Here is a 21,610-nt window from a genome sequence, read left to right on the forward strand (position 1 = left end):
GCCGCTCCCAGAGATTTTTTCCCTAAACTGCTATGTCGCTCACATTTAGACCAATACAATTTTCTTATGTGAAAATTTTTATCATATGTGAGAAATTAGCTTTCCAGTTCACTCAGTGGAGGAGAGTATCCGATGAAAACCACCCGACAACATGAAACCTCTGGGTTGGGTGCCGCCTTAACCGGCGAGCAGGATTTTGGATTACGTATCAAGACGATACGACAGGCGCGTGAATTAACGCTGGAGCAGGTGGCTGAGTTGAGCAGCGTCTCAATCTCCTCGCTTTCGAAGATTGAGAAAGGACAGGTCTCAGCGTCGTTCGATACCATCGCGAAGATTGCCAGCGCCTTTGAATACTCTCTGGCGGAGTTGTTTGCCGATGAACTCCCCCACCAACCGGTGGCGAGTGCGGCAATCCAGGGACGTCGCACCTACACGCTGGCCGGGAAAGGCTTAGCGTTCACCAATCCCTATTTTCGCTATGAAGTCCACGCCGCTGAACTGCTGGTAAAAGGGATGATTCCGGTGGTGATGGAGATTGAAACGCGTGAACTGCCGCCACCCGAAGCCTGGTCGCAGCATGCCGGTGAAGAGTTTATTTATGTGTTGGCGGGCGAAGTGATGCTGCATACGCAGTTGTATGCGCCATTACGGTTGGCCCAAGGTGACAGCGCCTATATCGACAGCACCATGCGGCATACCTTTGTCCGTCTGAGCGAGGCACCCGCCAGCCTGATTTCCATCTGCCAGACAGAAAAATTGGATATTGAGGATTTAGCGCGCGGAAGTTAAGGCATATCAACAGCTTTTGATTCGAAGCGGCGTGATTTATCACGTTTGTTAGCCAGGCTGTCGCAATAAAATGCGCCGCGATATTCGGTCTGTTTGATATAGACTGTCCGCCTGTTACGTAATGAAAGGAACTTCGGCATGGCACAGGAACACCATTATCAGGTCACAGTACGTTGGACCGGCAATCGCGGTAAGGGCACTTCATCTTATACGGCTTACGATCGCAATGGCGAGCTGCTGGCAGACGGCAAAGCCACCGTTGCACTCAGTGCGGACCCTGCATTTCTGGGGGATGATTCACGCTGGAATCCTGAAGAGTTATTGCTGGCCTCCGCATCGGCGTGCCATAAATTGTGGTATCTGCATCTGTGTGCGGTTGCGGGCATTATTGTGGAAGCCTACGAAGATGCCGCAGAGGGGACGATGCAGGAAGGTACGCGCGGGCGTTTCACCCAGATCACTCTGAAGCCACATATTACGCTGCGCAATCCGGCAGATGCGGACCGCGCAAGCGCATTACATCATCAGGCGCATGAAGCTTGTTTCATCGCCAATTCACTCAATTTCCCGGTAGATTGCGAACCCACCTTCGCATAGTTACGCCGCGCCGGCGAGGGGTGATTGCCACAGACGCACCCCATTACGCCCGGCGCGTTTCACTTCATACAGCGCTTCATCCGCATGCCGCAACCAATGACGTAAAGACTCAGCATTTGAGGCGGGCGCAATGCCAATGCTGACCGAGCAGCGAAAATCAGCCGATGCCGGTAACCGCACCTGAGCAATTTTATCCTTAAGCAACTCCGCCAGTGCCACCACCGATTCATCCGTGGCATGGTGCACAATCACCCCCAGCTCATCACCGCCGAAGCGCGCGGGTATATCCTGCAAACCCACCACGTTGCGCAGCAACGCTGAGATCTCGGCCAACAGGAAATCCCCTGCTTCATGGCCCCAGGTATCATTGACCGATTTGAAGTAATCCAGATCCATCAGCAACAGATAGCCTGCACTGTCGCCGCGACGGGTGCTGAGAAACTCACTCTCCAGACGGCGTTCAAAAAGACGACGGTTAGGGATTTCCAGACCCGGATCCATCAGTGCTATACGTTCTAATTCGCGATTTCGTTTACGCAGATGCCAGGTCAGATTGTATGAGGTCACGCTGAGTACCAACATGTAGCAGGTTGCCAGCGGCAACGTCAGCCACACGGTTTGTGTGCTGAATGTTAGATTCACCGCTGCGCCATCCACCAGCCACACCATCACAAAGGCGCAGAGAAACGCCTGCATAGCGGCGATCAACTGCGCTGCACCGCCCGCAGCATAACGATCTGAAGCCAGCACCGCCATAATGACAAATGAAGGCAGCGGACTCAGCGCCATGAGCGCCACCCAAATTCCCCCGAATGCAGCATCAAGGGTCAGGTTATGGCGCTCAGTACCGGTTGGGTCTTCAGCACGTAATGCTCGCTGATAGGCCAGCCACGGCCAGATAAAGGCATTCACAAACAGTAAGGCGCTGAAGGCAACGCCTCGATTCATCTCCATCAATACAGAGAGAATCGGGAAGAAACATAAAATTGTGCCAAGCTGGCGCATGATAAACATACGACGAACGAAGCGCTCCGAACGCCGCTTCAGGTGGCTATCATCAGGCGAGTAATAATTCATTCACAGGAAAAATCTGATCGACAAGAAAAGCAGTTTAACGGCAAAAGGGACAAGCGCAGCGCTTTATTTTAAGAATATTTACCTTGCGCTTAACTAATAGTGCAAAAGCTTATCGTAACGCTGCAAAGAACAGCAATATGGCCCGCATCACGCGACTTTTCATCAGTTAAAACTATGAACCCACAGCGATTTTCAATCGCTCACCGCACTGATGAGTTTTGTCGCACTGCTGACGTTAAAAAAAGACGCTCACCTCAAGCCGTTATAAATAACAATGGCGGCGTCATAGCCTCAGGCAATGTGCCCTTTTTGACAAGTCGCACTGAAGCTCATGAGCTGGCTGGGGCCGCACCGGGGCTGGCATTCCGCAGCGCTGAGCTGAGCGAGTATGCCAGGAGAGCCCGCAGGACGCGGGCGAAAGGTGGCGCTGGAACATGGATGTTCCATCGGCACCGGTCCGTAAGGCAGACGAGTGAAGTGAAGGCACCGCGAAGCGGCGCGAGGACCGCCAGCCCCGGTGCGGCCCCAGACGGCGTTGTCATCATCGCTTAACTGACAAGCATTAAGCCTGATGGCCGCCTTTGCAATCGTCGGAAAATTACCGCCCCGCGCCCTGTAAGCGGAATTGCGCCACCAGCCGCTCCAGCATCATTGCCTGCTCTTCCAGCGAGTTTGCCGAATGCGACGAGGCGCTCACCAGCGTGGCGTTTTGCTGTGTGGTGGTATCGAGTTCACCGACCGCGCGGGCAATCTGTTCAATACCACGGCTCTGCTCGTCGGATGCGGCGGAGATCTCTTCCATAATCTCGTTCACGCGCGCAATGCTGCCGAGAATTTGATCCATGGTTTCACCGGCACGCGCCACCTGTTGGTGACCGTTGCTGATACGGCTGACCGATTCGCTGATCAGCTGTTCAATATCTTTCGCGGCGCCCGCACTGCGCTGTGCCAGGTTACGTACTTCGCTGGCAACGACTGCAAATCCACGCCCTTGTTCACCGGCACGCGCCGCTTCAACCGCAGCATTCAGCGCCAGAATGTTGGTCTGGAAGGCAATGCTATTAATCACCGCCGTGATATCAGCAATCTTCTTCGAACTATCCGAGATTTCGCCCATGGTGCTCACGACATCACGCACAGCAATACCGCCTTTATTAGCATTTTGCGAGGCTTCTGCGGCGATCTGACTGGCCTGACGGGCGTTCGCGGCGTTATTTTTCACCGTTGCCGTTAACTGCTCCATGCTCGCAGCGGTTTCCACTACCGCTGCCGCCTGCTGCTCAGTACGCGATGACAAATCCAGGTTGCCCTGATTGATCTCACTGGCGGCCTGCGACACGCTGCTGACGCTGCTCAGGACATCGCCAATCATACTGCGCAGACGATCGTTCATACGGCCCATTGCGGATGTCAGTTTGCCCAGTTCATCGTGACGGTCAGTGGTGAATTGCGAGCTGAGATCGCCGCTGGCGATGCGCTCCGCCAGCTCCAGATTATGGAACACCGGACGCGTAATCTGGCGAATGATGTACCACGCCACCAACACGCCAAACAGAATCGCCAGACCACCAATCAGCAGCGACAGCGTAGCAGAACCGTTCGCCAGCTCATCGTTACGCTCTTTCACTATGGTGATGATCTTTTTGATCACCGCACTGCTCTTATCACCCGCCACTTTGACGGTGTCTTCCGCACGACGCAATTGTCCGTAGCTGTCGGCGGCTTGCAGACTGAGATCTTTAAAGCGTTCGGTATCCTGCCACAGCGCGGTAAATCCGCCCTGTTGTTCCGGCGGCAGCTGAGCCAGCAGCGCTTTCATGCCTTGATCGGCCTGCTGGTAATGGGTTTGCAGCGTTTTGCGCAGCGTGTCAGTCACATTGAAGCGCAGCGCCCATGCCTCTTCACGCACGTTGCTAATGGCAAACAGCTGCTCATAAATCTGATTGGTGAGCTCGGGATTGGTCACCGGCGTGCGGATCAGCTGAGTGTAGCGTGAGGTCATGTCCTGCTGACTCAGGGAATCAAGCTGTGTGCGCAGACTGTTTAATTGTTGGGTCGCCTGCGTCATCGCGCCGATGCTGTTCTGGAAGCTGGCGAGGTGGGTATCCAGCTCATCAACCAGCGCACGGGCGCTGTCAGTCCAGCTAAGCTGTTTAGCTTCACGGTTTAGCTGCTGTGCATGCGTCACGTAATCGGCCATGACTTTGCCCGATTTATCATCGCCATAGAGATATTTAAGGCGGTTAATCTTGGCCTGAAACACCTCAATATTGATGTCATATATCAGATTGGTTTTCTGATAAATATCGTGAATGGCGGTGAAGCGCTGCACGCTTATTCCCGTCGCGAGTGCCACCAGCAACAGCACAATCCCGAACCCTGCCGACAATTTGCGGGTAATGCGCACATTGCGTAATCGTGAAACCAGTCCCATGTTTCTTCCCCTGCGATTGTTATTTTTGTTGAGCTTGCGAGAGGAGTTATCGGAACGCGGCAGGAATTGTTTATTGCCCGTAGTACAAATATTTTTTGGATTGATGTGCGCCGTTCATCAACGGCGCAACGCTTTTATCTTGATGTGGCAGGCGCGAGTTGGCTGATAAACAAACCGGCCGCACTGACGGCATCCACCGCCACTTTGCCCAGCTGTTGGCGAATGCTATCGCCCAACGCAATGGTGGAGAAACCGGTGCAGGAGAAAGCAATCACTTCGATGCCTTCACGATATAGACTATCTGCGCAGGCCAAGGCACTTGCCCGCCCCTCTGCGCTCAGGAGATCGGTGGTGTTCAATACCCCTTCAGGACGGGCATAACGCACGTCTTCACCTAATAGCTGACGAAATGGCGCAGGGGCCGCCGCGCCAATGCCCATCACCGCTACCGGACGCTTGAGCATGCGTGCAATGCTGGCCGATGCCGAACCGGCGCTGATCACCGGAATCGATACCGCTTCACGCAATGATGCCAGGCCCGGATCGGCCGCACAGCTGAGAAACAGCGCGTTGCAGCCATCGGCTTCTAACTGCTGGCCCAGCGCAACAATTTTTGGCACTGCCAGCGCTTCACTGGCGTCATCGTAAATGCCTTTGTGCTGGTCGGGGATCGCCCGACTGATGGCATTGATACCGTATTCCTGATGGATCAGCCGAGCATGTTCTTCGACAAAGTGCTGATCCGGATGGGTTAATACACGAATAATCCCCAGCATGAAAAGTGGACTCCTGGTCTGATGTTGTATGGTTAGAACGGCCTGAAACATTATTTTTATGATGCCACTATACGCCACTTCCCACGTCCTGGATCGCCTGCCGCAACCAACGGTGCGCCGCGCTATCCTGAGTGCGGCGATGCCACAGCAGATCAAAGGGAACATAAGGCAGCGTCAGCGGTGGTTCGAACATGATGATATCTTGCTGGTGAGCATATGTGGTGCCAACTCGGCGTAGCACCGTCGCCACATAATCCGTGCCTCGCAGAAGATCGGGGACGGTAAACATGGTGGGCAGCGTCAGGCTGATGGTTCTTGCCAGCCCCTGCTCGCGCAGTTTCTGATCCACCAATCCATAATGCTGGCCCTCGGGTGACACCAGAATATGCCGCATCGACAAAAATGCCTGCAGGCTCATTTTCTCACCCGCGATCGCATGATCGCGTCCCACCATGGTGACAAAATCATCACGTAACAGCGGTTGGGAAAGAATACGGTTTTCTGCTTTGGTCGGCGGGACGCCGACAGCCATATCAATCTTGCCGGCGTCCAGCAGCGCCACCACTTCATCGCGGTCAATAAAATAACGCACGTGGATCGTGCAGTTGGGCGCGAGTACCGCGAGCTTTTGTGTTAATGCCGGTAACAGCACATGCAGTGGGTATTCCGTCAATCCCAAGGTGAAAGTGCGCGGTTTCGCGTTGGGATCAAATACCTCAGCGGGTTTCATCAGTTGACGTACCTGCCCTAACGCCTCAGCAATCGGAATGGCGATCTCCTGTGCTTTCGCGGTCGGCAGCAACCCCTCGGCGCTGCGTATAAAGAGCGGATCATCAAACGCACGACGCAAGCGACCCAAAGCGGCACTCATCGCCGGTTGGCTCACCCCGGCCAGTGCGGCCGCTTTAGTGACGTTACGTTCCAGCATGAGCGCATTGAATGCTGCCAGCAGATTGAGATCGAAACCATCAAAATTCATTTTTTGTATAATGCTCTATACCGTTCATTTGTTGGATTGATAGTGGCAGCTTCGGGAATACTGCACAAGCCGGTGAACTGCACCGCTAACTCATCAAAAGGTGTCTAACATGTCTGCGACTCAACCCACTTTTCGCCTGCAAGCTGAACGTGCAGCGGTAGAAAATCTGTATCGTGCTTTCAGTGATAAAAACCCGAATCTGCTGGATCTGGCGGTCACACCCGACTGGCAAGATATTCCGCTGGCGCCTGGACAAGGGCCCGGTCCTGAAGGTTTCAAGCCGTTGCTGGCAGGCTTTTTCGCGGCCTTCCCCGATATCAACATCATCGTGCACGACATGCTACAGGAACCAGGAAAAATAGCGGTACGCGCTGAAATTACCGGCACGCACCAGGGGGAATTTATGGGCATCGCGCCCACCGGCAAGCGCATCAGCGTGCGGCTACATGAATTTCACCTGCTTAACGGCGAGCGCGTGACGACCACCTGGCATATGGAAGACTGGATGGCGATGTTCCAGCAGATTGGCCAGTTCCCGCCACAAGCAAAGTAGTGCTCAGAAAATCGGCGCATTTCAATCGAAGCGGTTTAAGCCAGGCATAATCTTCTCCTGCTATGCTTGGCAGCAGACGTTAATCAGCATGAGCAGGCAGTAAAATGAGAGTCGTTTTATGTGCGTATCACGAAATGGGATGCGCGGCGCTAGAGAGTGTGCAGGAAGTGGGATTTGATGTGGCTGGCGTGTTCACCCACGCCGGAGCCCAGCAAGAGAATAGCTTCTTTGCATCGGTTGAAGCGCTGGCCCACCAGCAACAGATTCCAGTGTATTGCCCCGAGGATATCAACACGCCGGAATGGGTCGCGATGGTCGCCTCCTTGCAGCCCGACGCGATTCTCACCTTATCGTATCGGCAAATGCTCTCACCTGCGTTGATCGCTACGGCAAAAAAAGGCGCGTTCAATGTTCACGCTTCCCTCTTGCCGGCCTATCGCGGCAGAGCGCATCTCAACTGGGTGATTATTCGTAACGAACGCGAAACCGGCGTGACATTGCATCGCATCAGCCCGATCCCTGACGGCGGGCCGATCCTGGCGCAAAGCCGTGTTGTCATTACCGACGAAGATGATGCACTGTCACTGCATCGCAAACTGGTGCGCACCACGCGTGAACAGCTACCAGCGTGGCTGCGTGGCTTGCAGGCCGGGAGTCTGGTGGAGCGCGCACAAGATGAAGCGCTGGCCAGTGAGCCTGGTCAAAGAAAACCTCAAGATGGCCACATTCACTGGCAGCAATCGGCGGACGATATTCATCGGCTTATTCGGGGAGTCGCCTACCCATGGCCAGGCGCTTACAGCGAGGTAGACGATCAGCGCTTTATCGTGTGGAAAAGCCGCGTCATTACCCAGCCGCATCAGCATGCGCCGGGCACGATTCTCTCTACAGAGCCGCTTTATATCGCCTGCGGTGAGAATGTACTGGAGATTGTCGCGGCGGGGTTATCGCATCACGACAATTTCAGTGCGGCGCAACTGGTGCAGCACTTTTCACTGCATGATGGAATGCAGCTGAGCTAGCTTTTTGATGGCGATTTCAGGCTGAAATCGCCAACATTTATCACCAGCGCGTGGCCGCTACATCAATCACAAAACGATACTTCACATCGCCTTTCAGCATACGTGCAAAGGCATCTTCTACCGCTTCGCCAGCGATTAATTCGATATCCGCCGTGATGTTATGTTCGCCACAGAAATCCAACATCTCCTGCGTCTCTTTAATGCTGCCAATTGAAGAGCCACTGATGCTCAGGCGACGGAAGACCATCGGCGTCACGTCAGGGGATTGATGGGGTTGATCGGGGATACCGACCAGCACTAAACGACCATTGGTTTTCAACGTGGCAAGATAAGGATCGAGATCGTGTGGTGCTGAAACACAGTCGATGATGAAATCGAGTGAGGTTTGTGCTGCCGCCATCTGCTCTGCATCCCGCGATACCACCACACGGCTGGCGCCCAGACGTTTCGCATCCGCACCCTTTTGTGGTGAAGTGGTAAATAACGTGACTTCCGCACCCATCGCGCTCGCCAGCTTCACCGCCATATGGCCCAAACCACCCAAGCCCACCACGCCAACTTTATCACCCGCCTGAACCTTAAAATGACGCAGCGGCGACCAAACGGTGACGCCCGCACACAGTAATGGCGCGACGCCTGCCAGCGGCAAGTTCTGTGGGACTGACACCACAAAATGTTGATCGACCACCACATTCTGCGCGTAGCCGCCCCAGGTGCTGTCGCCCGTGTGTTTATCAATGCCGTTGTAGGTGGCAGTAAAACCGGCTTCGCAGTATTGCTCTTCCTGCAGCTGACAGAAGTGACATTCACGGCAGGAATCGACCATTACCCCGACACCCACCACATCACCGACTTTGAAGTTAGTTACCGCAGCACCGGTTTCCCTTACCCGACCCACAATCTCGTGACCAGGTACCAGCGGATAGCGGCTGACCGCCCACTCATTGCGCGCCATATGCAGGTCGGAGTGGCATACGCCGCAGTAAAGGATATCGATTTTGACATCCTGGGGTTGCAGTGGGCGCAACGCTATCTGGCTGGATACCAGAGGTTTAGCTGCGTCTTGTGCGACTAATGCGTTGATTTTCATGCTGCCTCCGCCATGAGCTGGCGTTATTGAATGGAAGGCGGCAGACTATAGTCAACCTGGTTCGATAATGATAGTAGTTACCAAATGGTAACCATAAGAGGAGATTTCCATGCCAGCATGGGTCGATGGAAAGCTGTTTTTTTTCGCGGATTCGCCGCCGCGCCGCCTGATGGATCTGTTCTCGCTGAAGTGGAGCAGCATGGTACTTCATGCGCTTTATCACTGGCCCGATGGGCGAGCGCGCACCGGCGAACTGCAGCGTAGCTTGCAGGGCATCTCCAAGAAAATGCTGTTTCAAACGTTGAAAGAGCTGGAGCAGCGTGGCCTGATTGCGCGCCACGTTTATGATGTGATCCCCCCCAAAGTGGATTATCGCTTAACGCCGCTGGGGCTGACCTTCGCGCAACCTATTGAGCAGATGTATCAGTGGGGGCTGGAAAATCAGGTCGCATTGGATGCCATGGAAGCCAACTTACGCGCCGCTACGGACGCGCCATCAAGCGTGCAACCGTCTCACCATCCCTCTGCAAGCGAGGATTGAACACCACCATACTTAACCCGGGTTTACCCTCAACGGCGAAGGTGCTGTACTCCAACTCCAGCACGCCTTCGTCGGGTAACCACAATTGTTTGATCCCTTCACCGTGCTGGCTCACCTCCTGCGATTGCCACAGTTGGCGGAAGGTCTCACTCATTTCACAGAGTTCGTCCACCAGCGCCCGCACATGTTCACTTGCGCCGGTACGGGCGACGTCAGCGCGAAAGTTTGCCACCATGCCACGCGTGACTTGATGCCAATCCGGCAGCCGCTTTTTCATCTCTTCATTGCTGAACATCATCAGCAGAATGTTGCGCTGCTCCGGCGGCAGTTGCGCGTAATCCACAAACACTTTGGTTGCCGCATGGTTCCAGGCCACCACCTGCCATTCTGCGGTTTTCACCAGCGCAGGAGTGTGCGTCATACTATCCAGCACCCGCTGTAACGAGGGTGAGACATCCACACCCGCCTGCCAGGTCACGCCCGGCAACCGATTTTGTGCCAACAGGAACAGGTGGTCACGCTCGGCGGCGCTCAACTCCAGCGCTTTGGCTAAACGCTCCAACACCTCCTCTGAGGGCGCGCCTCCTCTCCCCTGTTCCAGCCAGGTGTACCAGGTGGTACTGACGCACGCGCGCACCGCCACTTCTTCACGGCGTAATCCGGGCGTGCGACGTCGCAGCAGCGGGTAACCGAGTTTGCCGGCATCCAGCCGCTGGCGGCGTTCACGCAGATAGTTTCCGAGCAGATTGTCGTCTTGCAGAGACATGGCGTTATCCTGTTAGTGCATATACCTGTATAAGCTCACGACTTTTCGCCGCGCCGCAGACTTTTATCATAGTGCTTCAACAGCCAGAAAGAGGAGTACCAATATGCGACTTTTTGTGACCGGCGCGAGCGGATTTATCGGTTCTGCCATTGTGAAAAAATTACAGGCGCGTGGCGTGGACGTACTCGGGTTAGCGCGCAGTGACGCGTCCGCCGAAAAACTGCAACACCAGGGTGTACAGGTGATACGCGGGGATTTAGAGGATATTGCCAGCTTACGCAGCGCCGTTGAACAGAGTGACGGCGTGATTCATGCCGGCTACATCCATGACTTCAGCCGCATGGATCATGCGGCGGCGATCGATCAACAAGCGATTCTGGCCATGGGCGAGGTGCTCGCCGGATCTAACCGCCCACTGGTCGTCACCACCGGCACCGCACTGGTGTCGCCCGGCCGTCTCGCCGTTGAACAGACCCAACCGGTTTCCGGCGGTCATCCCCGCTCTGACTCTAATATCGCTGCACTGGCGATGGCCGACAAAGGGGTTCGCGTGTCGCTGGTACGCTTGCCACCTACCGTGCATGGCGCGGGAGACCACGGATTTGTGCCGATGATCATCAATATGGCGAAGGAGAAAGGGGCGGCGGTCTATATCGGTGATGGCAGCAATCGCTGGCCCGCGGTGCATCGTGATGATGCTGCTGAGCTGTTTTGTCTGGCGGCGGAGAAAGCAGAAGCCGGGACAATTCTGCATGCGATTCAGGAGGAAGGCATCGCGTTTCGCCAAATCGCCGAAACCATTGGCACCGGCTTATCCTTGCCGGTCAAAAGCCTGACGCAGGAAGAGGCTAAAACGTGGCTCGGCTGGATGGCCTTCTTTGCCTCCGTGGATAACCCAGCTTCCAGTGAATGGACGCGCCAAACCTTTGACTGGCAGCCGACAGGGCCAGGTCTGCTGCAGGATATGCGCGAAGCGGGTTATTTTTCCTGAGGTAAAACTGCCATGCATGTCAGTTAAGCACTTTCCGGTCGCCATAAATGGCAACCCAACGACGATCGAACGCGGTTTTCGTAAGGTGCGCATTAATGCGCACCTGGAATATTTACCCAAACGGCTCTTCGCGGGCCAGCAAACGGGCAATCACGTTCAGTGCGCCTTCGTCATTGTTGCTGTCGGTTTTATAGCGCGACACAGCGGTGACGGCTTCGGCGGCGTTGGCCATCGCAAAGCTGTAGCAGGCCTGGCGCAGCATTTCGAGGTCGTTGGCGCTGTCACCGATCGCCAGCACTTCACAGTCATCGATGCCCCATTTTTCCTGCAGCAGCGCAATGCCGTGCGCCTTATGGCAGCCGGGAATGATCAAATCAACAAAGCCAAAGCCACTGGAGACCGGATGCATGATGTTTTCAATCGCACCCAGCTCAGCGTGCAGGCGCTCAAGTAACGCATCCACCCCTTCGTGCGCTAGGTTAAGCGAAAACTTAAAGATGGTGTCATCGATGTCATACAGATTGTCGCGTTTTTCCAAGCGATGGTAGTGATTGGCTAACATCGCAATGACCTCTTCAGGCATCGAGGTATGCACATACGCGCCGTTACGGCCACATACTACGGTGCTGATGTCCGGCTCTTTAGCGAGGATATCGAGAATTTGATGCACACGCTCGGGTGCCAGTTGGCCGCAGAAAATTTCTTCATTGCTGTCAGAGACCCATGCGCCATTTTCGGCAACAAAGGCGATCTCATCTTTGATCTCAGGGAAATAGCGTTGTAACTGGTAATACTGATTGCCACTCGCGACCACGAAACGGATGCCTTTCTCTTTCAGCAACGCATACTGACGCGAAAAGCGCTGTGCGTTGTATTGCTTGTTATCGTCGAGAAAAGTGCCATCCATATCCACTGCAATCATTTTTACTGCCATTTTGCTCTCCCGTATCTGCTGGCCGTGTTTCCATCCGGCTGTGAAAAGGTTTTCATAAAGCTTACTCGCGGTGTGGATTAATGAGAATGCGAATAATCAGATTGTTTACTGCTTTCAGAGATTTCCAGGCCCATGTTTTACTGCAATTCTGCCCCCAATTCCCTGATCCAGGCACAGAACATGTCTGCCATATCGCTGGCATAGGCTTGAATTTCGGCATCAGAGCGCGGCGTTTCGGAAAAATGTTTACCGACATTACCCAGAGTGCTGCTGATCAAATCTGCCGCCCTGAGGCGCGCATGTTCATCCAGATTTGGCAACAACTCCTGCAGGAAATCACCCACTACACTTTCGCCCGCCGCACGCGCCGCCGCCACTTCCGGCGCATCACGATACAGGGGAGCTGCATCGTTGAGCGCGGTGCGCATCGCCGCTTCTTCACACTCTGAGTGCAAAAAAGCACGTGTGAGTTGGTGCAACCGTTCACGCACCGGAACGCTGCGATCGCGCAAAATCGATCCCAACAGATCGCCGGTTCGCTGCCATTCCTCGCTTTGAAGTCTGAACAGGATAGCCGCTTTATTGGGGAAATATTGATAGAGCGATCCAATACTGACGCCCGCACGCTCCGCGACACGTGCCGTGGTGAATCGTATAGCACCTTCCAGCTCCAGAACCTGAGTAGCGGCTTGCAAAATGGCAGAAACCAGCTCGCTGGAGCGTGCCTGTTGCGGCCTTTTTCTCTCTGAAATCTTAGTGTTACGACGCTCAGCCATCGCTCGCTCCTGAACACGAATAGTGAAATGCGAATGATTCATCGTATTCTGTTCGCACAGAGAAATCCACGGAGAAACATCATGAATACCTTAACGTCTGCGCCCTTAGCCCCTTTGCTCAACTATCTGTTCGAGCTGGCTGACAACATGGCGCATCCGACCAATGAAGCTTTTCGCGTCATGTCTGATGAAGAGCAAAATCGCCTGATGCAGAGTAAAACGGACTACCTCGAACTTTATGGTCATCTGAAAAATGTGCCGCTGGCGGTATCGCGTGAAACCGGCAAACTGCTGTACATGCTGGCGCGCAGCAGCAACGCGCAAACCATCGTGGAATTTGGCACCTCATTTGGTATTTCGACGCTGCACCTGGCAGCCGCTGTGCGCGATAACGGCGGCGGTCAGATCATCACCAGTGAATTCGAACCGGGAAAAGTCGCGCTGGCACGTAACCATTTCGCCGATGCCGGTGTGAGTGATTTGATTGAAGTACGCGTTGGTGATGCGCTCGACACCTTGAGCCGCGATCTGCCTGATGTGATCGATATGTTGGTGCTGGATGGCGCGAAGGCGATTTACCCAGAAATACTGGCGCTGGTCGAGCCACATCTCCGCCCAGGCGCGCTGGTTATCGCCGATGATGCCGATTTCAGCCCCGAGTATCTGGAGCGTGTGCAGAGCGGACGCGGCTATATGTCTCTGCCCTTTAATGACGGTGTAGAAGTATCAATGTGGTTGGGACGTTCACAGTAATCAGTGCAAAAAGTGAATATTAATGTCGGTGCGCATGAATGCGCACCCTACGAAAACAGCGCACAATCATTGTAGGGTCGCCATTTATGGCGACCGAAGCGGCTTTTATTCACTGAAACCAAGGCTCAAACGGGTCCAGATACTCTGCCCACTTTTCTTTTCCTTGTGCCATCTCCTCGTCGGTGAGTAGCGCCTGTTCCAGCTTGCTGCGCAGAGCCAATTCATCCATCTCAATACCGATAAACACCAACTCCTGGCGCGCATCACCACTGCCTTCCACCCAGTTTTCCATGATGTATTCCAGCGTTTCGGCGTCTTGCGGCCAGCGCTCTTTTGGCGCACTTACCCACCACAAACCCGCTAACCCCTGACGCGACACACCGCCCGCCTGCGACCAGGAACCGGCATGGTGTGGGCGGCTGGCGAGCCAGAAGTAGCCTTTCGAGCGCACCACCCCTTGCAGATCACCTTCGATGACCTTAGCAAAACGCAGGGGGTGAAATGGCCGACGCGCACGAAATACGAAGTTGCGAATCCCGTACTCTTCGGTTTCTGGCGTGTGTGCACCGCGCAGCTCTTGCAACCAACCGGGCGCGAGCGAAGCCGCTTCGAAATCAAATAAACCGGTATCGAGCACCTGATCGAGCGGCACTTTGCCAAATTCAGAAGTGACAATGCGCGCACGAGGATTTAGCGAACGCAGAATCGCCATCAGGCGCGCTTTTTCCGCCTCATCAATCAGATCGGTTTTATTCAGGATCAGCACGTCACAGAACTCAATCTGATCCACCAGCAGATCCACCACGGTACGCGCGTCTTCTTCACCCATGGATTCGCCACGTGACTGAATGCTCTCACTGGATTCATAATCACGCAGGAAATTGAATCCATCCACCACGGTCACCATGGTGTCGAGCGCCGCGACCTCTGACAGGCTCTGCCCTTCTTCGTCGGCAAAGGTGAAGGTTTCCGCCACCGGCAGAGGTTCAGAAATCCCGGTGGATTCAATGACCAGATTGTCGAAGCGACCATCTTTTGCCAGACGATCCACTTCGAGTAATAAGTCTTCCCGCAGTGTGCAGCAGATGCAGCCGTTGCTCATCTCAACCAGCTTCTCATCGGTGCGTGACAACTCTGCCCCGCCCTCTCGCACCAGCGCTGCATCAATGTTGACTTCCGACATATCGTTGACGATCACCGCCACGCGGCGACCTTCGCGATTATTAAGAATGTGGTTGAGCAGCGTGGTTTTTCCTGCGCCAAGAAAACCCGAGAGCACCGTGACGGGCAATTTTTTAAAGTCTGGGGGTAGTGATGACATTGCAACTCCTTCAAAATGACCAATCCAGTTGCGTCAGCGAGCTGATCGCAACCCTGTTTATTGTTATGTTATAACATAACAATATCGAATGTCATGTTGTCAGAGATTTTTTATTGGTGGTTGGGTCGCCAATAATGGCGACCACAAAGGCAGAGATGAGAAGCCTTGAGCCCTCAGCCTCCCACTCAACAGAATCACTTGTTGTCAGGGTAGCTCAGGTCAATGGCTTGGTCTGGCAACTTGGTGAAGGTTTTCACAATAGTATGGAAATCAGCGGTAGGCGTGAGATCGGCGAACTGCTGCGGATAGAGGTCTTTCGCCAAAATTTCCATTCCGATGATGTTGTACGGATGGTTATAGAAATGATGGTACACGCCATATACACGACCATTTTTTACTGGCTCAATCTGCGCCAGACCCGTGCGTTTCAGCAGCGTCTGGAAAGTGGCGTTGATCTCTTTCGGCTGCACGCCATAACCGAATGGCAGCACATTGGTGTTTGGACGCTTAGAGCCTGACATGATGTAAACATCAGGTTTCATCGCGATGATTTTTTCCAGTGCTACAAATCCGGCATTGCCCGGTAGCAGCTCAGAACCAATATTCTTGCCACCTACCGCTTCTACTAACCCACCCCAGCCGTTGTGACTGTGCGTGAAGCAGCAGTTATCGCTGTTACCTGCAATCGGCTCAATAAAGACGGTCGGCTTGTTCTTTACCTCAGCCACGCCTTTCATGATGTGATCATACTTCTGCTGGTAGAAGTCGGTGTAGGCTTTGGCCTGGCTTTCGCGGTTCAGGATCTTACCCAGCAGCGTTACGCTGGGTGCCGTATTCTGCGCAGGATGCAGTTCGTAATCCACGAACACCACCGGGATATGCAGGTTGTTCAGCGTATTCAGCACGCCAGACTGCTCCAGTGCCGGTTTTGCGCGCAGCTGAGCAATCATCATGTCGGGTTTTTGCGCCAACACGCTTTCCAGATTCACCTGGCCTTGATCGCTAAAGCCCATATCAACAATTTTGGTCGCTTCCGGCCATTTGCCCTTCAGCAGATCCCAGGTTTGGGTGTCCTGTTTTTTCGGCAGGTTATTCCACGCGACGACGCGTTTAAAAGGATCATCGCGGTCCAGCAGTGCCAGCGTCAGAATATCGCGACCATCCTGCAGGATGATATGTTGCGGCTCTTTATTGATGGTTTGCGTATGACCGTCCATGTCGGTGACGGTGAGCGGGTAAGTCGTGGCCGAAGCCGCGGTGGAAGCCAGTAACCCCATTGCCAGTAGCAGGCGCGTTTTCATCCTAAAACTCCGTGGTAAAAAGAATAGTTATTATTATCAATTACCTTAACACAACCTTAAGCAGTGAAAATAAACGTCAGGGCAATGGGTAGTAACGGAATGCGACAAAGAGTGGGAATGATAAGGGTCGCCATCAATGGCGTAAGGCGTGTCGGCTAAGCGCTTTTCGGTTGCCATAAATGGCAACCCTACGACGATCGATCGCGGTTTTCGTAGGGTGCGCATTGATGCGCACCGGAAAACAGCATCACGTAAAATCGGACAGCTTCTGCCCAGAGGTGATCAGCTCCTGCAACAACATCTGGCGACGCTCTTGCGGGGTATCGCGGCTGACCATAAAGCAGATTGCGGCCACCGCTTGACCACTACGCGAACGGATTGGTGCCGCCATGCAGCAGGTAAAACTCTCGGATAACCCTTCCGTCATGCAGTAGCCCAGTTTGCCCGCATGGTGGATCTCATCAAGAAAGGCCTGTTTATCGAGAATCTGGCCGCTGGCAAGACGATAATCCTCTTCTGGGATCAGATCGAGAATGGCGCTGTCCGACCAGTTACTCAGTAGTAAACGTCCCGTTGCCGTCCAGGTGATCGGCACTCGCACACCAATATCGGAGCTGATCTTGAACGGGTGAGCGTTGCTTTCAGACAGCACCACCGTGTATTTATCCCCTTCCAGCATGCAAAGCTGAATGGTTTCGCCGTGACGTGCCACTATCTCAACCATCAGTTGATGTGCGCGCCGGATCAGATCGTTATGCGCCATATAATCCGCACCGTAATAGTGCATTTCACGACCAAAGAACACCGCGCCTTCAGCATCTAACTCCACCAGACCCGCTTCACTCAATAAGCTTACCAGCTCATACACGCTGGAACGCGGTGCGCCGGTGGCATCAATCAGATCCCGCATCGCCATCGGCTGACGGGCAATATGCAGTTGACGAAAAATATCAATAACCCGGTCAACGCCGCGCGCCCGGGACGGTTTTTCATCCGGCATACGCTCACTCCCCTGTTGCATGTCTGCGAATGGAATACGCTAAAAAAGAGATGCATCATACACCCCAATGCAACAATTACCCATCCCCGTAAAAATAAAAAGTCGTCACGCCCGTTATATTATGACGACCTATTATGGGGCCTCATTTTGGCGCACGCCTTATTTTTTATAAATGGGAAATCACGACAACGGTCACATTCCTGTTAAGCAAAATTATGCAAAGAGATTTATTTTGCGATCCCGCCGACATCACAAAAAATTAAATAGCGCGTCACATATTGCAAAAGCCAATTTCCTGTGCAAATCTTGCCCTATCCGGTATTGCAGATTGCAGTCTGATATACCGGACAACCAATCAACACGGAAACAGAGGCAGAATTGCATGGCGATTAAACGTTATGGCATTGAAGGCGGAACCGGCACCGGTGGGCAAAAATTGCCCTTCGCGCGCGCCGTAGAAGCCGATGGCTGGCTGTATATCTCGGGTCAGACCCCCATGCTCGACGGTGAAGTAGTAGAAGGCGGCATCATTGAACAAACGCAGTTGGCGTTCGATAACTGCCTGAACATCATGCGCGAGGCGGGCTATCGCGTGGAAGATGTAGTGCACGTCACAGCCGTATTAACCGACGCGCGCTATTTCAGCTCCTTTAATAAAGTATTCAGTGAGATATTTAGCGGAAACCCACCCGCACGTATTTGTAGCGTGCAGGATTTAGTGGTCGACTGCAAAGTGGAAGTCGACATGAAGTGCTTCCGCGCCGATCGTAAATAATTATTACGGTTAAAACAGGCTGGCGTATTTTTTATTTCTTCGCCCACACCAGGACAGCCTGTTATTAATTGATGCTTTTCATTTTTCTGTGAAATATCGGTGTAAGCCGTCTCGTCTAAATTTTATAAGAGAGCATGAAATGAACACAACATCGCTTAAATTCGGCGCGGCTGCGCTGGCGTTACTGGTTTTAGCAGGCTGCACCCCGACTGAAGAGAAAAAAGAGGCGGGAGCCGCGCCGCAATCTGCTTTGCAGAACGTACTACAACGCGGCACGCTGCGTGTGGGTGACTGCCTGAGCTTTGCCCCGTTTGGCTTTTACGATAAAGACGGCAACCCGGATGGTTATGACGTGGATCTCGCGAAAGCACTGGCTAAAGAGATGGGCGTGAAGCTGGAGATGGTGAACACCACCAGCGCGAACCGCATTCCTAACCTGCAAACTAACAAAGTTGATGTGGTGTTCTGTAACTTCACGCGCAATCTGGAACGTGCCAAAGAGATCGGTTTCACCAACCCGTATGTGGTGGCGAGTGAAGCGATGCTGGTGCGTAAAAACAGCGGCATTCAATCTGCACACGATATGGCAGGTAAGACGATTGCCACCGTGAAAGGCTCCACCAATGGTGATGAAGTCCGCAACCTCGGCATTGATGTGAAAATTCAAGAGTACGACTCATCGCAGGCCGCCATCCTCGCCGTTAAACAAGGCCAGGCTGATGCGATGATCGAAGATAACAACTTCCTCGCCTATCAGGCCAAACTCGACCCCACTCTGACGGTGACCAACGAAGCCTTGGTACCGCTGGAATATAACGCCTTTGGCGTGAAACAGGGTGATCAGGTGTGGACCAACTACCTCAATGAGTTCCTGTTTGAAATCAACGCATCAGGTGAGAACGCCCAGCTGTATCAGAAATGGTTTGGCAGCAAACCACGTTACCCGCTGAACCCGCAGTTTTAATTGATTGCCCCGGCGCGATAGCTGCTATCGCGCCGCTCGAAGGAGTCAAACCATGAATTATCAATGGCTAACCCTGTGGCGTTACGCTGACACCTTTCTGGCAGCCGCCTGGCTGACATTACAGGTGACGCTGCTGGCCTTCATTTTGGCGGTGGCACTGGGTTTGTTGTCGGCACTCGCGAAGTCGTCGCCTGTTGCCCCACTACGCTGGATCAGCCACTGCTACGTCGAATTTATCCGTAATACGCCTGTGCTGTTGCAGATTTTCATCATCTTCTTCGGCCTGCCCTCTCTCGGTATCACCATGAGTGCTTTTACAGCGGGCATATTGGCGCTAGGGATCAACGTCGGGGCCTACCTGTCCGAAACCTTCCGCGCGGGGATTCAGTCGGTGCCAAAAGGACAGCTGGAAGCCGCCTATATTCTCGGCATTCCGCGTCGGCAGATCTTTATCAGCGTGGTGTTACCTCAGGCAGCACGTGCGGTGTGGCCCGCGATTATCAATAACCTGATTCAATTGCTGCTCGGCACTTCGCTGCTTTCAGCCATTGCGCTGCCAGAGTTGACCGGGACCGCGACGGTGATCAATGCCCGTACTCTGCTTTATATCCAGACCTTTAGCGTCGTCGCACTGGTGTATCTGGTGCTGAGCAATCTGTTCTCCTGGCTGGGCACGGTAGCAGGACGGCGCATGTTCCATCCGCCGCTGGTGACACCGGTAAAAAAGTCCGCCTGGTGGTGGGCAAAAAAATGGCTGACTAGTCCAGTGAAACGGGAGAATGCGTTATGAGCGAATTAATCATCAGCTCTTTCCCCATCCTGCTCAAGGGGTTGGGTATCACGCTGTTGCTGTCCATCGCTGCGATCATCGGCAGTACCTTGCTCGGTTTGCTGGCTGCGGTGCTGCGCACCAGTCGGCTGCCGGTCGCTAAACAGATTGCTGTGCTCTACACCGAGCTGTTTCGTGGCACGCCGGTGCTGATCACCCTGATGTTTATCTACTTCGGTGTCGCTTACTTCGGTTACGAGATTAACCTGTTTGCCGCCGGGATCCTGGGACTGAGTATTTATCAAGGCGCTTATATCGCCGAAGTGTTCCGTGCCGGGATTGAAGCCGTACCAAAAGGTCAGTGGGAAGTGTCGTGGATTCTTGGCCTTTCCAAACGTCAAACCTTTATGAGTGTAGTGCTGCCGCAAACACGTGGCATCGTGTTACCGCCGCTGGCAGGTCAGTATCTTTCGCTGATTAAGGACACCTCGATCGTCAGCATGATCGGCATGTCCGAACTGATGCATCAAGGCCAGGCGATTGTCGATCGCATCGGGCAGCCGGTGGTGATTTACGGTCTGGTGGCCCTGCTCTACTTCGCCATTTGCTTCCCACTGTCACGTTGGGTTCAACATCATCAAACCAGGAGCCAGTTATCATGAGCCAATCCGCGATTACGCTGAGCCGCGTTACCAAATCCTTTGGCTCGACCCAAGTACTGAAAGAGATCAGCCTCGATGTTTCACCCGGCGAAGTGCTGGTGCTGATTGGTGCTTCCGGTTCCGGTAAAAGTACCGTGCTGCGCATCATGAGTGGCCTGGAGACGGCCGACGGCGGTGAAATCTGGGTGAATAAAGTGCCGCTGCATGACCGTAAACGCAGCAGCGAGATTTGCGGCCACGTGGGCATGGTGTTCCAGCAGTTCAATCTGTTCCCACACAAAACCGCGTTAGGTAACGTCACGCTGGCGTTGATTAAAGCGCAAAAACTGTCTGAAGCCGAAGCCAACAAACGCGGCATGGCTGCCCTGACGCGTGTTGGACTCGCCGAGCGCGCGCATCACTATCCAGCGCAGCTTTCCGGCGGTCAGCAACAGCGCGTGGCCATTGCGCGTGCGTTGGCGGTAGAACCCAAAATTATGTTCTTTGATGAAGCCACCTCAGCGCTGGACCCGGAACTGGTCGGTGAGGTGATGGAAGTGATGCGCAGCCTGGCACGCGAGGGGATGACCATGGTCGTGGTAACTCACGAGATGGGCTTTGCGCGCAAAACCGCTGACCGCGTGGTGTTTATGGATCAGGGTGTCATCGCTGAACAGGGTTCCCCGGAGCAGATCTTTGTTAATCCGCAGAACCCGCGTACCCAGCAATTTTTATCGCGCGTGCTTGAGCACTAACAG

23 protein-coding genes are annotated in these 21,610 nt (G+C 53.9%); 12 read left to right on the forward strand and 11 right to left on the reverse strand.

The window, feature by feature from the left end; all coding sequences use genetic code 11:
- Nucleotides 1-132: 132 nt before the first annotated feature.
- Nucleotides 133-792, forward strand: coding sequence for a helix-turn-helix domain-containing protein (locus tag PSSD_RS08270; protein WP_058970478.1), 660 nt, complete (start codon nt 133-135; stop codon nt 790-792).
- A 138-nt stretch (nt 793-930) separates the two neighbouring features.
- On the forward strand, nt 931-1,389 hold the full coding sequence (locus PSSD_RS08275; RefSeq protein ID WP_058970479.1) for an OsmC family protein: 459 nt from the start codon (nt 931-933) through the stop codon (nt 1,387-1,389).
- Here PSSD_RS08275 and PSSD_RS08280 read toward each other — a convergent pair whose 3' ends face one another.
- From PSSD_RS08280 to PSSD_RS08295, 4 genes are all read right to left on the reverse strand, one after another.
- Nucleotides 1,390-2,466, reverse strand: coding sequence for a diguanylate cyclase (locus tag PSSD_RS08280; protein WP_058970481.1), 1,077 nt, complete (start codon nt 2,464-2,466; stop codon nt 1,390-1,392).
- Between the two features lie 598 nt (nt 2,467-3,064).
- Nucleotides 3,065-4,900 carry a methyl-accepting chemotaxis protein gene (locus PSSD_RS08285; protein ID WP_058970483.1) on the reverse strand — a complete coding sequence of 612 codons (1,836 nt, stop codon included), beginning with the start codon at nt 4,898-4,900 and terminating at the stop codon, nt 3,065-3,067.
- Nucleotides 4,901-5,034: 134 nt separating this feature from the next.
- Complete coding sequence (locus tag PSSD_RS08290) at nt 5,035-5,676, reverse strand: aspartate/glutamate racemase family protein (protein WP_058970485.1); 642 nt, start codon at nt 5,674-5,676, stop codon at nt 5,035-5,037.
- Between the two features lie 67 nt (nt 5,677-5,743).
- Nucleotides 5,744-6,655: a LysR family transcriptional regulator gene (locus PSSD_RS08295; RefSeq protein WP_058970487.1), complete on the reverse strand. Its 912-nt coding sequence runs from the start codon at nt 6,653-6,655 to the stop codon at nt 5,744-5,746.
- A gap of 109 nt (nt 6,656-6,764) precedes the next feature.
- On the opposite strand from PSSD_RS08295, the gene PSSD_RS08300 reads away from it, so the two are divergent.
- Together PSSD_RS08300 and PSSD_RS08305 are read left to right on the forward strand one after the other, a co-directional pair.
- The gene (locus tag PSSD_RS08300) at nt 6,765-7,208 is read left to right on the forward strand and encodes an ester cyclase (RefSeq protein ID WP_058970489.1); all 444 of its coding nucleotides are present in this window, start codon (nt 6,765-6,767) and stop codon (nt 7,206-7,208) included.
- A 104-nt stretch (nt 7,209-7,312) separates the two neighbouring features.
- Complete coding sequence (locus PSSD_RS08305) at nt 7,313-8,230, forward strand: formyltransferase family protein (protein ID WP_082672293.1); 918 nt, start codon at nt 7,313-7,315, stop codon at nt 8,228-8,230.
- A 40-nt stretch (nt 8,231-8,270) separates the two neighbouring features.
- On the opposite strand, the gene PSSD_RS08310 is transcribed toward PSSD_RS08305, so the two are convergent.
- Nucleotides 8,271-9,320 (reverse strand): NAD(P)-dependent alcohol dehydrogenase, encoded by a 1,050-nt coding sequence (locus tag PSSD_RS08310; protein ID WP_058970493.1) that lies wholly within the window; start codon nt 9,318-9,320, stop codon nt 8,271-8,273.
- A gap of 109 nt (nt 9,321-9,429) precedes the next feature.
- On the opposite strand from PSSD_RS08310, the gene PSSD_RS08315 reads away from it, so the two are divergent.
- A complete protein-coding gene (locus PSSD_RS08315) occupies nt 9,430-9,861 on the forward strand; it encodes a winged helix-turn-helix transcriptional regulator (RefSeq protein WP_058970495.1) in 432 nt (143 codons plus the stop codon).
- On the opposite strand, the gene PSSD_RS08320 is transcribed toward PSSD_RS08315, so the two are convergent.
- Entirely contained in the window at nt 9,803-10,627 is an 825-nt protein-coding gene (locus PSSD_RS08320; RefSeq protein WP_058970497.1) for a helix-turn-helix transcriptional regulator, read from the reverse strand. The two genes, PSSD_RS08315 and PSSD_RS08320, sit on opposite strands and share 59 nt — an antisense overlap.
- Before the next feature lie 103 nt (nt 10,628-10,730).
- Here PSSD_RS08320 and PSSD_RS08325 point away from each other — a divergent pair, with 103 nt between their 5' ends.
- Nucleotides 10,731-11,618: an SDR family oxidoreductase gene (locus PSSD_RS08325; protein ID WP_058970501.1), complete on the forward strand. Its 888-nt coding sequence runs from the start codon at nt 10,731-10,733 to the stop codon at nt 11,616-11,618.
- A 112-nt stretch (nt 11,619-11,730) separates the two neighbouring features.
- Here the strand turns inward: PSSD_RS08325 and PSSD_RS08330 are convergent, their stop codons facing one another.
- Together PSSD_RS08330 and PSSD_RS08335 are read right to left on the reverse strand one after the other, a co-directional pair.
- Nucleotides 11,731-12,552 (reverse strand): Cof-type HAD-IIB family hydrolase, encoded by an 822-nt coding sequence (locus tag PSSD_RS08330; protein ID WP_058970504.1) that lies wholly within the window; start codon nt 12,550-12,552, stop codon nt 11,731-11,733.
- A 137-nt stretch (nt 12,553-12,689) separates the two neighbouring features.
- On the reverse strand, nt 12,690-13,328 hold the full coding sequence (locus PSSD_RS08335; protein WP_058970507.1) for a TetR/AcrR family transcriptional regulator: 639 nt from the start codon (nt 13,326-13,328) through the stop codon (nt 12,690-12,692).
- An 81-nt stretch (nt 13,329-13,409) separates the two neighbouring features.
- Between PSSD_RS08335 and PSSD_RS08340 the strand changes: the two genes are divergently transcribed.
- Nucleotides 13,410-14,081 carry an O-methyltransferase gene (locus tag PSSD_RS08340; RefSeq protein ID WP_058970510.1) on the forward strand — a complete coding sequence of 224 codons (672 nt, stop codon included), beginning with the start codon at nt 13,410-13,412 and terminating at the stop codon, nt 14,079-14,081.
- Nucleotides 14,082-14,190: 109 nt separating this feature from the next.
- On the opposite strand, the gene zigA is transcribed toward PSSD_RS08340, so the two are convergent.
- The 3 genes from zigA to PSSD_RS08355 all read right to left on the reverse strand — a co-directional run bounded on the left by zigA (nt 14,191) and on the right by PSSD_RS08355 (nt 17,703).
- Complete coding sequence (zigA, locus tag PSSD_RS08345; protein WP_058970513.1) at nt 14,191-15,402, reverse strand: zinc metallochaperone GTPase ZigA; 1,212 nt, start codon at nt 15,400-15,402, stop codon at nt 14,191-14,193.
- Nucleotides 15,403-15,596: 194 nt separating this feature from the next.
- On the reverse strand, nt 15,597-16,703 hold the full coding sequence (locus tag PSSD_RS08350; protein ID WP_058970516.1) for an ABC transporter substrate-binding protein: 1,107 nt from the start codon (nt 16,701-16,703) through the stop codon (nt 15,597-15,599).
- A 247-nt stretch (nt 16,704-16,950) separates the two neighbouring features.
- Nucleotides 16,951-17,703 carry an IclR family transcriptional regulator gene (locus PSSD_RS08355; RefSeq protein ID WP_039330197.1) on the reverse strand — a complete coding sequence of 251 codons (753 nt, stop codon included), beginning with the start codon at nt 17,701-17,703 and terminating at the stop codon, nt 16,951-16,953.
- Between the two features lie 382 nt (nt 17,704-18,085).
- On the opposite strand from PSSD_RS08355, the gene PSSD_RS08360 reads away from it, so the two are divergent.
- The 5 genes from PSSD_RS08360 to PSSD_RS08380 all read left to right on the forward strand — a co-directional run bounded on the left by PSSD_RS08360 (nt 18,086) and on the right by PSSD_RS08380 (nt 21,607).
- Nucleotides 18,086-18,478 (forward strand): RidA family protein, encoded by a 393-nt coding sequence (locus PSSD_RS08360; protein ID WP_039330199.1) that lies wholly within the window; start codon nt 18,086-18,088, stop codon nt 18,476-18,478.
- Between the two features lie 139 nt (nt 18,479-18,617).
- Complete coding sequence (locus PSSD_RS08365; protein ID WP_039330201.1) at nt 18,618-19,442, forward strand: ABC transporter substrate-binding protein; 825 nt, start codon at nt 18,618-18,620, stop codon at nt 19,440-19,442.
- 52 nt (nt 19,443-19,494) lie between these two features.
- Complete coding sequence (locus PSSD_RS08370) at nt 19,495-20,232, forward strand: amino acid ABC transporter permease (protein ID WP_058970519.1); 738 nt, start codon at nt 19,495-19,497, stop codon at nt 20,230-20,232.
- Complete coding sequence (locus tag PSSD_RS08375; protein ID WP_039330205.1) at nt 20,229-20,873, forward strand: amino acid ABC transporter permease; 645 nt, start codon at nt 20,229-20,231, stop codon at nt 20,871-20,873. Before PSSD_RS08370 ends, PSSD_RS08375 begins: the two co-directional genes overlap by 4 nt.
- Entirely contained in the window at nt 20,870-21,607 is a 738-nt protein-coding gene (locus PSSD_RS08380) for an amino acid ABC transporter ATP-binding protein (protein WP_058970522.1), read from the forward strand. Before PSSD_RS08375 ends, PSSD_RS08380 begins: the two co-directional genes overlap by 4 nt.
- The last annotated feature ends 3 nt before the right edge of the window (nt 21,608-21,610 follow it).

The sequence above is a fragment of the Type-D symbiont of Plautia stali genome, from assembly GCF_001485335.1.
GTDB classification, from domain to species: domain Bacteria; phylum Pseudomonadota; class Gammaproteobacteria; order Enterobacterales; family Enterobacteriaceae; genus Pantoea; species Pantoea vagans_C.